We start from the raw sequence: 12,393 nt of genomic DNA on the forward strand, positions 1-12,393 counted from the left end.
TTAAAAATTTAAATGGAATTCTTCTGAAATTATAAATAAGCTACACGCTTTGTATTAAAAGGGATTTGTGGTAATGAATAAAATAATTAGTTTATTAGATCAAAAGCAAATCGATTTGACTCCTTATAAACGTCCTGAAGTCATAATGGTTTTAAGAAGAAAATGGCGTACTCAAAGAGATTGGATTATTGCCTCGTTCAATCAATATCAATTTACTAAAAAAGAATCTCAAAAAGTCGAATACGCGATCTTAAATGGAGATCTTCGAATAACCGATCTTCTGGAACGCCCTTTTTCCCACAATTTTTGGAGTTTCCTCACCTTTAAATGGGGAGAGATTCTTGCGGGTGGAAAAAGATTATCTAAGCAAGAGATCTTGCAAATTGCTCACTACTCAAGCAAGGGCGAAGAATTTAAAAGAACCCCCATTCAAAATAGAGATAGACTGCTAAAAGGAATCCCCTTGGTTATTGGTAAAGTAGTCACCTCCATGGCACTTTGTATGGTATTTTGCCTGGGATTATTGAGTACTTTAGGAGCACCCTTTGGCGTAAGCCTGGCCTTAGCAATCGTACTTTCCTTCTGTAATGGCATCGTTTGTTTATTAAGTCGTGGGCAAGCCATGCTTGATAGTGCTGGTTTTCAGCCTAAAAAACAAAAAACGTTCACTACCCTTGAAGAAAATATAAGAGAAAAAACAATACTAGATAGTGGTCAGAAATTATTTTTTGGAATTGTGACTTTGTTGGCCTGTATTTCTGCGGGCATTTCTGGATATGCGGGTATTGTAGGACTCCTCACTTTTTTGGGCGCAGGTGCGCTTGCTTCTACCCCTCTCGTTTTGGCAGTAACAATTGGGTTGTCTGTGGTTGCTGCGATTTCTTTTTATTCGTTTCAAGCTGTAGGCATACGGGAAAATTATACCAAATTTAAAAATCTTTTTATTGATGAGTATAAAAAACCTTATGGTCTTTTGAGATGTGCGTTATTAGGAGTGGTAAGCACGCTCTTTTTAGCTGTTTATGCGACGCTGACTTGGTTTACTACTGCATCAGGGGTTAATAAGTTTTTAAACGCTATAGGTGCTACACCTGACACCCTTTTAGCACATGTTATTGCGATGATATGTACTTCGACCACCATGGTAGTGAATACTTTTTCCCAAGTATATAAAGTCTTTAACCCCAAAACGTATGTCGATCTTAAAGAAAAATTTGAATCAATCTATCAACCCCCCGAAGAAAACCAAACAACAGCACAAAAAATACAGTATGGCGCCATTAATATGCTCAAATTATGTGCTTTGATAGGTGATTCTCTTGCTTATTCTGTTGCTGGTGGAATCCGAAGCGGAATTCATATCGGTGAAACATTGGGGGAAGCAATAGGGGAGAAATTTGCATTAACCGTTACTATGGCAATATTGTCTCCAGTCATTTTAGTATTCGTCTCGATCGCCTTTACATGGCCAACCGTTTTCTCTAGAAAAAAGTCAACTCAAAATCCTTCAGAAATGGAACAGCCATTGATAGAAAATAGGAGCTCAGACTCTACTCATGAAACACGGAAAAATAATACTCTATTAACATCAGAAAAATCTCCACAACCTAATGATTCTAAAAGTAAGAAAACTGGGCCAAGATTTTTTGATACGAGTTCGAATGAAGAAGATACTTGCATTTGTCCTTCTTTGGGAAGAACAACTTGGACCTCCTCTACGCTATAAATAATGTAGGGAGGTAAATCAAGAAGATATATGATTTACAAAATTAGTCAGCAGGAAAACAACGGGGTAAATTACAATAAATTATAATCATCATTAATGGTTGGCAGATGAATTCCCGCCTATGCGGGAATGATCTCAATTTAGAGTCTCATAATCTGAAGAGAGATCTTGTGCAGGAGGAATAACAAGATCAATTAGATTTTGAACCTTAAGGATAAATTTTTTGTTGTTCATTACTCGTATTTTTCCATAATAATTAAAATCCAATATTCAAATAAGGCGAGAGCCTAGCCCGTAAGGAGCAAAGAGGATTACGGGATTTCTCAATTAATAATAAGATCCTCTATAGACAGCTAAATTAACAATATTAACAGTAACAAAAAAATATACAGTGGTTCATTATCAAAGGAATTTTTATCTGGGGATAACTATTTTTTCACCCAAGCATTGTGCAATAGCAAAACACAGCCCCCAATAAGATTAAGTCGTTCCGATAGTTTTAGGAAAATTGCAAAAAATAATGTAATGTAAGCAGATTAGAGGGGCTTTGCGGAGACTTTTCTAATTAAACGTTTATTGCAAATATAACAAGATGGGTCTTTTCGTGAACAAAAAAATTTATGCCACCTTTCTTCTCTTGAGCTTACAATCCTTTAAAGTTGTTGCACTAAGTGATAATGAGCAATTACTCAAGCAGTTTCATAACTATGGCATGACGCACTGCGACCAATTTATTATCAATCAAACCGACTTATTAAATAAAACAAATTGGTCATTTGACATAGAAAGCCCTTCTAATTCGCTTGGGAAAGGCTACTCTGTTGTAACATTAATAATTACTTATGGTTCCAAAGGGGATTCAATTAAACAAGATTTATCATTTATTGAAACACCGAATCGATGCATCTTAACAAAACGTGCCACTCTAACTTCTAAAGGTCCTTGTAGTCAGAGTATCAATGCAGATTATTGGCACATATCCGATTCAAGACCCAAGATAGATTATTCTAGTTATCGAAACAAAGGTAATGTACCTATGTTGGCTAAGGAAATTAATGTAGGGGATTTTAAAGCATGCATTCAGGAGTTTCGTTTTACGAGCGATTCTAAACATGATGAATAGCAAGGCGTACTGGTATGGCTTGGAAAGCTGCCACCCCAAAAATGGGTCCTCGATACGCTAAGATTGATAGCTGAGAATCAAGGTAGGTACTATTCTCCTGACTTATTATCATTATTGTCATATTCGAATAGGTACCGTAGGAGGAATTCAAGATTTTTTATTTAATAATAAAGAGTATTAGGCTATTTTAACAATGCCTTAAACGTTCTTAAAAATATTTCCCTTAGAGAAAAAAATGATCGAGATAAAAATGCTAGAAGAAGTGCATATGAATGAATTGTCATCTTATCTCAATCATTATCAAGAAACGACCATGTTTATTAGAAATAATTTATACCATTCAGGAATTACCTACCAAAATAAACCTTTTCACGGAGACTATTATGGCTCCTTTGAAGGAAATCAACTTAAGGGTGTTTTAGCTCATTATTGGAATGGTAACGTAATGATGCAAGCGGAAAATCTCATAGTACTATCAGCGTTGGTAGAAGAATTTAAGCTTAAAAGAAAAAGACCAATTGCTGGAATCCTTGGTGAAGATTCCCAAGCAAATTTTGTGATTAAAAACCTAGGTGTAAAATCCTCACAGTTTGCTATTAACTATAAGGAAAAACTCTTTCTACTTAATCTTGAAAAAATGATTATTCCTCAAACAGTTCACTCACAGAGTTACACGCTAAAAACAGTTTATGATAGTGAAATGGATGTCATCAAAAAATGGCTCATCGCATACAATGTAGAAGCCCTTGGAGATGATGAGAATAATCCTAAACTTGAAGAATCTGTTATTAATGAAATTCAAGATATACAGCTTAGCCAAAATCGATGGGTATTATACTTAAATAATACGCCTGTTTCATTATGCGGATTTAATGCCAATCTACCTGATATTGTACAAATTGGCCCTGTTTATACCCCTCCTTCCTTAAGAAATAAGGGTTTTGCACGAATTACCGTATATCTATGCTTAAAACAAGCTGCCATCCGACAAGTGAAAAGAGCAATTTTGTTCACAAACAATAATTCTGCAATACGAACTTACCGAGCCCTAGGCTTTGAAGAAATTGGAACATATCGCTTGGCCTTATTGAAATAAGGACGTGTTGAATCCTATTCTATCCCATAAAACTATTGGATATCTTGCTTGCATGAAGACAAATAAATAAAATTTTTATAATGAAATCAAAAAATTACAATCCAAGTGTACTCCATCCCAAAACAAGTTAACTTCAGTTGAAGATAAGTTACTCCCTATTGAGTTCCAATCTAATACGAACACAAGCCCAACAACAGATCAATTAGACCTATAAATGCACTATTATTATAATTATTAGAAGGTACTTTATGTTTTAGAGGAACAACATATGGAAGAGAAACGAACTCTAAAAGACAAATATGTTTACGTCCTTGTAAATGACTTTCCCGGGTTATTAAGAGCAGGAGAAACATTAGAAAGCATCGCCAATATAACCTTTTCAGAAGATAAACTCTTTGCAGATACTCAAGTAAGCGTTTATCAAGATTTCAAAAAAGCTGCAGATGCATCTAGAAAGTTATATAAAAAAACAGGAATGGAATTGCAACGACATGGTCAACATCATAAGTTCTACCATACTGGGATTGCTAAAATTAAAATAGATGAACAAAAAATGGGAGAAAAATTATCCCGCGAAGAATTTATTGATGGATTAGAATCAATAACCCACACGAGTGGAATAATCATAACTCGAACCGAACTGGATGCAATAAAACACGAACAACAGGAAGAAAATAATATATTGTATCGGTTCGATGTTAAGGAAGAGCGATTCAAAACCCAGTCTATTATAAAAGATATTTCCGCGATTCCTCACAAGCTACGATACTTATTATTTGTTGACTATGAATTATTTCACCATTGCAAGGAAAATTGGATTGATTATGAGTTTAGAGAACAAAAATGTGTTAAAAATTTGTTTGATACCACCACCACGATTTTAGAGTTATACAGGCGGGATCCCAAAATTAGAACAAGTATAACCCTTGAGCTAATAGATAAGTTGCATCTTCAGCTGAGTACAGGTTTAGCCCAAATGGAGGGCGAAGGGGAAGCTCTTAAAAAATACCGTACCATTTATAACGGATTTCCGATTTTCAAAGAAACATCCACATTAGAAGGGGTTACAGAATTATTATTCCGAATTAGAGAGGACAACAATGCAGAGGGATTTATGCTTGGAAGTCCTTCAACATTGGAGTTTTCAAATAGAGAAGAGATGATTGCTGTAATCGGAGAAGCGAGACAAAATGCACTCGCATGTGCTGGTGACACTTCTTCAGACACATGTGTAAACATTAAAAATTTCCAAGATGAGCAAATAAAAGAGCTCGCTAATAATATTTATGAGAAAATTAAAAAAGGGGTACCTATTTATATACTCACTCCAGAGCCTAAATTAGCTTATGAATATTCTTTAAATGCTGTTAAAACCTACAATAAGGAGATCAGAGAAGCAGATACTGTTCATGATAAGATAAGAGCCATTGATAAACTAACCCATGAATTAGAAATTCTTCATTTATATTATGATGTAAATCTTCGAACGAATTATTTATTGATGAACTTATTATTAATAACTAATGGTATAAAATGGACAATTTTATACAACCCCAATCGTATTGACCTTTATAGTGAAGAACAAAGAATAAACGAAATTAAAAAAGGGATTTTTCGATTTGAACACCTAATCGAACATCAGCAGGAAATGCTCAAAGAGTATAATCAATTAAATAATGGATTAGCTAAAGAATTCAGATACGGTAACTTAGGATTTTATCAACCCTTTCAGAGGGACGAAAGATTGAAAGTAGCCCAGAAAGCTGCACTCCGCAGTTCTGATCCGGTAGGAGATGTAGAAAAGGAAATGCAAAAATTTGATGAAGATTCCAAAGCAGAGCAAAACCAAATAAACAGTGTAATAGATGAATGGTCAAAAAAATACGAAGAAGCTGAAGGATCTTTGAATAATTTTTTAAAGCAATATACTATTTAATTCTTAGCCTAAGCTGTCTTAGAGAAACTACCATAAGGGCTAATTTAAAATTCTGAGATTTGGGGGAAACGACCCAACCTACTTCCCACATGTTAAAAACTTTGGATTTTTTTAACATTAAAATTTAATCTATTAAAATTCATATATCTAAGGAGATATATAAATGGATGTATTAAATTTCCATACCTTATTATTGTATATCCAACATAGTATCTCTTTTTGTGGCGTTCTCGTTATTTTTATTGGTGTTTTGATCGCTTTATTTCATTACATTTCTTATCTATTTTTTACCTCAGATACCAAAAATATTAATCAAATTCGATTACGATTAGGTCGAGTATTGACATTAGGATTGGAGTTTATTGTAGCTGCTGATTTAATAGGAACAACTACTGCACCGGACTATTATTCAGTTGGAATTGTTGCAAGCATCGTTTTAATACGAACGCTATTAAGTTATACCTTAAATCGTGAAATTAAAGACCTTAGTCAACAGGAAGACAACGGTTTTAATTATAATAAATTATAATTATTATGAAGGGATTGTGAGATGGATTCCCGCGTACTCAGGAAATGATATAAATTTAATGTTTCCTTATATAACAATTTGCTATAATTTTATTACTTCCAATCCATTCACAAAGACTGTATGGCTCATAAAACGGGCAGCGCTAATTTACCATTGCATTATGGTCGTGTGCCTACTTGGCTTGCGGATCGTATGGCTAAATTAGGTGCGATCATATGCCAGGCTATTATTCACCATTATGGGCGTGATGAGATTCTTCGCCGTTTATCTAATCCCTTTTGGTTCCAATCCTTTGGGGCGGTTATGGGCATGGATTGGCATTCTTCAGGAATTACTACCAGTGTTATAGGGGCTCTGAAGCGCGGTTTAACCCCGCTCGCGCATGAACTTGGAGTGCATGTATGTGGTGGCAGGGGCAAATATTCACGGCAAACTCCCCAGGAGCTTATCAGTATAGGAACCAAAGTCGGTTTTGACGGACAGCAACTTGCGCAATGCAGCCGTCTCGTAGCTAAAGTAGATAGTGCTGCGGTCCAAGATGGATTCGATCTGTACTTGCACGGCTTTATCGTTACGGATGAGGGCAAGTGGACGATTATCCAACAGGGCATGAATACGGTTAATAAACAGGCACGACGCTATCACTGGTTATCGGAAGGATTGACTAGTTTCATTGACGCACCTCATACGGCCATAGAAGGATTTCATCAAGGAAATATCATCAATCTCACCGATCAACGTGCTCACTTATCACGATTTAAGCAAATTGAGCTTTTGAAAACATGTTCCCCTGAACGTATTCTTGCAGAACTATCCAAGCAAAAAAAGAATGGACTGAAGCCAGTAAACGATTCAACAGAACAGCTTCTTTTACCCCATCTCGATTTGCCGGCACATCATGATGTTAGAGCAGAAAATATTTCCATCACTCGTTTACATAGCAATATTGCTGCAGCCATCAATCGGGGGCCAGAAGATTTTACTGAGCTTCTTCTAACTCCCGGCGTGGGGGCAAGAACCGTTCTCGCTTTGGCTTTTGTGGCTGAGGTCATTCATGGTGCTCCTTACAGATTTTCCGATCCAGCTCGTTTTTCTTTGGCTCATGGTGGCAAAGATCGTCACCCTTTCCCTGTTCCTGTTAAAGTCTATGACGAAACCATCCGGGTATTGAAAACTGCCATTCAAAAAGCACATTTAGGTCAAAGCGATAAATTGGATGCCATTAAGCGACTCGATAATCAAGCACGTGAATTAGAACAATACATTATTTCTGGTCCTTCTGTAGAAGAAATAATTACTCATGAAAAAAAGGCCTCCCCAACTTATGGTGGCAGAAGCATTTTTGGGTGGGAGCGTTAACTACTGCCTAAGCTTAAACAAGATTTTTATTTTTTAACAGTTGATTTAAACGTTGTGCATCTTGAGGTGCATTCGCTTTTTCATCATTGTCAAAATAGCAATAGATTGTTTTACCCTCTTTATGCCAATTAATAAATTTCCCTACATATTCCATTAAGGTAGATTCTTCATAAGCTCCTTTATATGCCTCTATATTAGGTCCATGCATGCGAATATAGATAAAAGGACTTGTGACTATTTCCGGTGAGCGATACATTTTATGATCATAAAAACAAAGTGACATTTGGTTTTTATCTAACAACTCATAAAGTTCTTCACAAAACCAGCTTTTGTGTCTGAATTCAAATGTATATAAATACTTTTTAGGAAGCTGCTGAATAAATGTTTTCAAAGTGGGGATTTCTATTTTCCACCAGGGTGGGAATTGAAATAATATAGGGCCTAATTTTTCTTCAAAATGACTAAACGCTTTAAGTAGTTTATCCACAGTTTCAGTGCTTTCTTTTAACTTTTGAAAATGAGTAATGTATCGATTTGCTTTACATGAAAAAACGAACTCAGGTGGTGTTATATCTACCCAGTTTCTTATATTTTTTTCTTTAGGAATTTGATAAAAACTATTATTAAGTTCCACACTATTCAACAAGTCAGCATAATAAGGAAGTACCAGATTAGGTTTTATCTTTTGTGGGTAGAAATTGCCCAACCATCCCGAATAGCTCCATCCTGAAGTACCTATGTTAAACGGATTTTTTTTCATAAAAAATCTCGGTTTTTTAAAATGATGTTTAATTATAGGATACACAAAGCAAGTCGTTGGGTCAGAATGACCCAACGTAGGTTTACTGACCACAATCTATTGTGGATTTTGTCCAGGAGTTGCTAATCCATTATGATTAAAATTAATGGAACATGCGTAACGACATGACGAGGTCTTGGGAACTTCTTTTCCATTCTTGCTCATATCAGCATTAGTATAACGGCAAAGAATACTTTTTCCCTTACGATAAGAATGCCCCGCCGCACCCTCTTCTTGAACCTTAGGACCTGTGAGCATATTGTAGAGTTTTTTTGCTTGCGTACCATGGATATTAAACTGCATGGCATAAGCTGCGGGTATATTAAAAAAACAAATTGAAGTCAAAACCAAGGCAATTTGTGCTGAACGCATCATGTTATCTCCCTCTTTTATTTTGTTCTGTTTCAATAGAATATTTTTTTACGTGCATTTTAGAGTAGTAGGATGGGTCACAAAATGCCAGTGATTCTTTATTTCATTGAACAATTGTTTCGACAAAGAAGATTGTAATTGTGGGTCAAATGCCCCAACCCACTGTAACAAAATTTGGAATGTTTAAAATTTATGCGGACTCGTTGACATTAAATCAACGGAATGGATAATATTGTTCCTTTTTAAGTTATAGGTTGTACTCATGGGAAAAGTGAGCAAAACTGCGGAAATGAGAAGCAAAATTATCGAGAAACTTACTGCTGAATTTAAGAAATTGGTGGCAGAGAATGGCCAAGCTAAAGCGCCATTAGTAGCACTAATGAATGCTGGCGATAATCCGCAAGCTATGCTGATCACGATTGATAAAAAGCCTGTTACCCTTAAATTCCTAGGTGGGTCAGTGATATCCCTTTTTTCGGCAACATACAAAGATTTTAGCGTGGTGTTTCGCGTGTTACCCGCTGAAGAAAAATATGTGGCTGCTTACGATGTGCTGCGAGTACAACCAGAACTTGCTAAGCACTTTCCAGAACGATATCTTTTGTTACCATTCAAAAATCGCAAAAATAGTTATTATCTTGAGCTAATTGAATATTGTGGTAAGGGTAGTCTGGAGCGGCATGCGGAGGATTTTGACACTTCATTTGATTATTCAAGGAAGATGTTACAACTCATGGTGGATTTAGAAAGGGCTGGCTTTCGCTTTACAGATATTAAACCGAGTAATTTTATTGTTGCGGATGATGGACGTTTAGTCCTTTGCGATATTAAGTCTTTATTGAATGTGCTCGAAGAAAGCTCTATTCCTAAAATGGAAGTTGCCCAAACCCCTATCTATCGCTCCAGACCCACTTCACTTAGCGTGACATCAAGTTCAGATACTTCAAGTGAATATTCGATTTCGGAAATTGATTATAAATCGCGCTATAAGATGGGAGTTAGCATCTATGAAGTGATAACAGGGGTGCCGGTTGCCAGTAATTTTGGAAATTCAAAGAAATCTTTATTTAACTTAATGAACCAGCAACAGTATGACTTAGCAAAAGACACCCCCTTGGGATTGGATGCACAGACCATACAATTGGCTGTCACCAATTTATCAGCCTATTTGGATCAGCTCGATATGCAGGGACCAGGTACACGACTCGATTTCAACCACCCCGCCTTTAACTCTCCCCTAGGCAAAAGTGTAAAAAAGGTTATTCGTGGATTAACTCATGAGAAAGCAAATAAGCGGATGGATTTTTCACAAGCTTTGTTAATGCTAACGCTCGCAGCAAAGAAAGAAGCTATTTCATCAACTGCTATTCACAATGCAGAGCAATCATCCGCGCCACAATCAGATGAATCAATGGAAAGTACACCAGAGAAGAAGAAGCATAAGGCAAAGAAAAAAGTTTCAATTAAAATGTTTTCAGAACAGGAACTAGCCACTTCTTCTGCTTCCTATCTAGTAGAGCAGGAATTACAACAAACGACACCAGAACCCGAAAAAAAGCCCACTCCTAAGTTGAGTCTAAATGCAAAGCAATACTCACATCGCGATTTAGAAAAGCATTTAATGTTTAAAGATAAAACGCCAAAAACAGCAAGAGGGAAAGAACCGAGAGAACAAGAAAAAGCTGAGAACGTTACCGATAAAAGAAATAATTTTAAAGGCAAAGGAAGGGCAGCTAGTGTTTCAGTTATTCCAAGTATTAGCAAAACGATAAAACCACTGGAATCTGACAAACATAATTCTGGGAAAACTGGTAATTTGTCGCCGAAATACTACTAAAGGCCCCCTTCTCTAGCGTCCTTGCGTTTAATTTGTTGGGTCAAACGACCCAACCTACCGGGAAAAATCAGAGTATTTTTACTCCATGGACTTTATCCTGTAAAACAAGCAAAATTGATTAAAGGAATTCTTGGATGAGAGGGCAAGGCCATGCCAAAAAACTATAAATTCCATGATGATAATGCTTCTGAAGACTCTTGTTATGAAAGTGACGGAGAAACAGAATATTATCCCCAAAAAAAAATTGGTTCGGGCACATACGCCAAAGCACGAAAATTTCAATCTGTTGATGGTCAACGCTCAATTGCCGTACTAATGCCAGCGGATAGTGATGATGTTGATTTTATCGAGGCCTACAATAAATATAAATTTTTCAAAACCCTATACCCGAAACAAACTAGTGAATTAATAGAACGGGAGGATACTTATCGTTTGGTGCTTCCCTATATTGATGGCATACCCTATGAAGAGTTGCATTTTACTAATGAAAGGCAACAAATAAAGCTTTTTATTTCTGCAATTGAAGCATTAAAAGATTGTCATGATAAGGGATATATAGTTCTGGATTTAAAAGCGGACAATATTCTTTATAATAAGGATTCAGGTAAAAGTTATTTACTTGATGGAGGTATTTCTGTAAAGAAAGGGATGCTACTCGACCCAGATATCTTTTTTGTAAAAACTCAAGAGGCTCTAATATCGAATAAAACAACATATACGCAAATTGCACCCGAATGCTGGTCACAAAAGCCGATAACTGCTCAAAAAAGTATGGATGTTTACGCTCTAGGTGTTATGATGCAATCGATATTAAAACCATCTGCCGCTCTCAATCGTCTCATTCAATTATGTCTCTCGCTCAAACCAGAACATCGACCTACTTTGGGCACACTGGAAAAACATCTTCGACAATTGTTAGTTCATCCAAGAAATCAACCTCAAAAAGCTCCCCCTAAAAAATACTCAAATAATGAACAAAGCAATTATGCCAATGCTTTGAAAATATTAGCAGAGCAAGGTATTGTCCTCACGAAAAGACAATATAAAAGACTTAGAGAAAACAATAAAATTCCGAACGCTATTGTTGATTTTAATAATGAATGTGTTCTGATCCAGGAGAGCCAAAATACAATTAAAAACCTTTATTTTAGTACTTATAAAAGAGAAACGCTTACCTTAATGCTCCGAGGTCCTATCGAATTTAAAAAAGAATATCCTCTCATTGAAAAAAGGGCCATGATCTTTATTAATACTCAATTATTTAGAAGATTTACCCAAACCCAGACCATAAAAATTTTAACCACCTTAAGCGACTCTAAAACAGAATTAGTTGCCCCATTTACTTTGCATAAACCGAGGAACAGTATTTTTGAAGCCCCTAAAAAAGGAGCTGAACATGACGAGGTAAAAAAAATAGAAGTGTTGAAAATGTAGTTACGATTGTTTTCATTCCGCTGACAAGAAATTGCTAGGTCAAAATGATAACCTTCTTAATGATTCATTTGTAAGCCTTTGAAACCATTATGCAAAAGTTGAAACTTGTTTTCATATTCAATATTATTTTCCCCCAATAATATAGGAATTATATCCAATTAAGCTTACGGACTCTCCAAAAC

The 12,393-nt window shown here is 36.0% G+C and carries 10 protein-coding genes; 8 read left to right on the plus strand and 2 right to left on the minus strand.

The window, feature by feature from the left end; translation table 11 throughout:
• Window positions 1-73 precede the first annotated feature (73 nt).
• From ACWTEW_RS22755 to ACWTEW_RS22780, 6 genes are all read left to right on the plus strand, one after another.
• Window positions 74-1,726: a hypothetical protein gene (locus ACWTEW_RS22755; RefSeq protein ID WP_454783335.1), complete on the plus strand. Its 1,653-nt coding sequence runs from the start codon at window positions 74-76 to the stop codon at window positions 1,724-1,726.
• A 604-nt stretch (window positions 1,727-2,330) separates the two neighbouring features.
• Window positions 2,331-2,849 (plus strand): hypothetical protein, encoded by a 519-nt coding sequence (locus tag ACWTEW_RS22760; protein WP_454783336.1) that lies wholly within the window; start codon window positions 2,331-2,333, stop codon window positions 2,847-2,849.
• Window positions 2,850-3,117: 268 nt separating this feature from the next.
• On the plus strand, window positions 3,118-3,945 hold the full coding sequence (locus tag ACWTEW_RS22765) for a GNAT family N-acetyltransferase (protein ID WP_454783337.1): 828 nt from the start codon (window positions 3,118-3,120) through the stop codon (window positions 3,943-3,945).
• Between the two features lie 268 nt (window positions 3,946-4,213).
• Window positions 4,214-5,881 (plus strand): hypothetical protein, encoded by a 1,668-nt coding sequence (locus tag ACWTEW_RS22770; protein ID WP_454783338.1) that lies wholly within the window; start codon window positions 4,214-4,216, stop codon window positions 5,879-5,881.
• Between the two features lie 163 nt (window positions 5,882-6,044).
• Entirely contained in the window at window positions 6,045-6,410 is a 366-nt protein-coding gene (locus tag ACWTEW_RS22775) for a DUF1622 domain-containing protein (protein ID WP_454783339.1), read from the plus strand.
• 120 nt (window positions 6,411-6,530) lie between these two features.
• Window positions 6,531-7,769 carry a DUF763 domain-containing protein gene (locus tag ACWTEW_RS22780; protein WP_454783340.1) on the plus strand — a complete coding sequence of 413 codons (1,239 nt, stop codon included), beginning with the start codon at window positions 6,531-6,533 and terminating at the stop codon, window positions 7,767-7,769.
• A 13-nt stretch (window positions 7,770-7,782) separates the two neighbouring features.
• Here the strand turns inward: ACWTEW_RS22780 and ACWTEW_RS22785 are convergent, their stop codons facing one another.
• Both ACWTEW_RS22785 and ACWTEW_RS22790 read right to left on the minus strand, forming a co-directional pair.
• Window positions 7,783-8,529, minus strand: coding sequence for a DUF72 domain-containing protein (locus tag ACWTEW_RS22785; RefSeq protein WP_454783341.1), 747 nt, complete (start codon window positions 8,527-8,529; stop codon window positions 7,783-7,785).
• Between the two features lie 96 nt (window positions 8,530-8,625).
• The gene (locus tag ACWTEW_RS22790; RefSeq protein ID WP_454783342.1) at window positions 8,626-8,943 is read right to left on the minus strand and encodes a hypothetical protein; all 318 of its coding nucleotides are present in this window, start codon (window positions 8,941-8,943) and stop codon (window positions 8,626-8,628) included.
• Window positions 8,944-9,202: 259 nt separating this feature from the next.
• Between ACWTEW_RS22790 and ACWTEW_RS22795 the strand changes: the two genes are divergently transcribed.
• Together ACWTEW_RS22795 and ACWTEW_RS22800 are read left to right on the plus strand one after the other, a co-directional pair.
• Entirely contained in the window at window positions 9,203-10,777 is a 1,575-nt protein-coding gene (locus ACWTEW_RS22795; RefSeq protein ID WP_454783343.1) for a hypothetical protein, read from the plus strand.
• A gap of 150 nt (window positions 10,778-10,927) precedes the next feature.
• Entirely contained in the window at window positions 10,928-12,211 is a 1,284-nt protein-coding gene (locus tag ACWTEW_RS22800; protein ID WP_454783344.1) for a protein kinase domain-containing protein, read from the plus strand.
• Window positions 12,212-12,393: the final 182 nt, after the last annotated feature.

Source organism: Legionella stuttgartensis (assembly GCF_977063405.2).

Bases quoted from the DNA above. Each gene is read 5' to 3' on its own strand.
- ACWTEW_RS22755 (WP_454783335.1), top strand. From the start codon at position 74: ATGAATAAAATAATTAGTTTATTAGATCAAAAGCAAATCGATTTGACT.
- ACWTEW_RS22765 (WP_454783337.1), top strand. From the start codon at position 3,118: ATGAATGAATTGTCATCTTATCTCAATCATTATCAAGAAACGACCATG.
- ACWTEW_RS22770 (WP_454783338.1), top strand. From the start codon at position 4,214: ATGGAAGAGAAACGAACTCTAAAAGACAAATATGTTTACGTCCTTGTA.
- ACWTEW_RS22775 (WP_454783339.1), top strand. From the start codon at position 6,045: ATGGATGTATTAAATTTCCATACCTTATTATTGTATATCCAACATAGT.
- ACWTEW_RS22780 (WP_454783340.1), top strand. From the start codon at position 6,531: ATGGCTCATAAAACGGGCAGCGCTAATTTACCATTGCATTATGGTCGT.
- ACWTEW_RS22785 (WP_454783341.1), bottom strand. From the start codon at position 8,529: ATGAAAAAAAATCCGTTTAACATAGGTACTTCAGGATGGAGCTATTCG.
- ACWTEW_RS22790 (WP_454783342.1), bottom strand. From the start codon at position 8,943: ATGATGCGTTCAGCACAAATTGCCTTGGTTTTGACTTCAATTTGTTTT.
- ACWTEW_RS22795 (WP_454783343.1), top strand. From the start codon at position 9,203: ATGGGAAAAGTGAGCAAAACTGCGGAAATGAGAAGCAAAATTATCGAG.
- ACWTEW_RS22800 (WP_454783344.1), top strand. From the start codon at position 10,928: ATGCCAAAAAACTATAAATTCCATGATGATAATGCTTCTGAAGACTCT.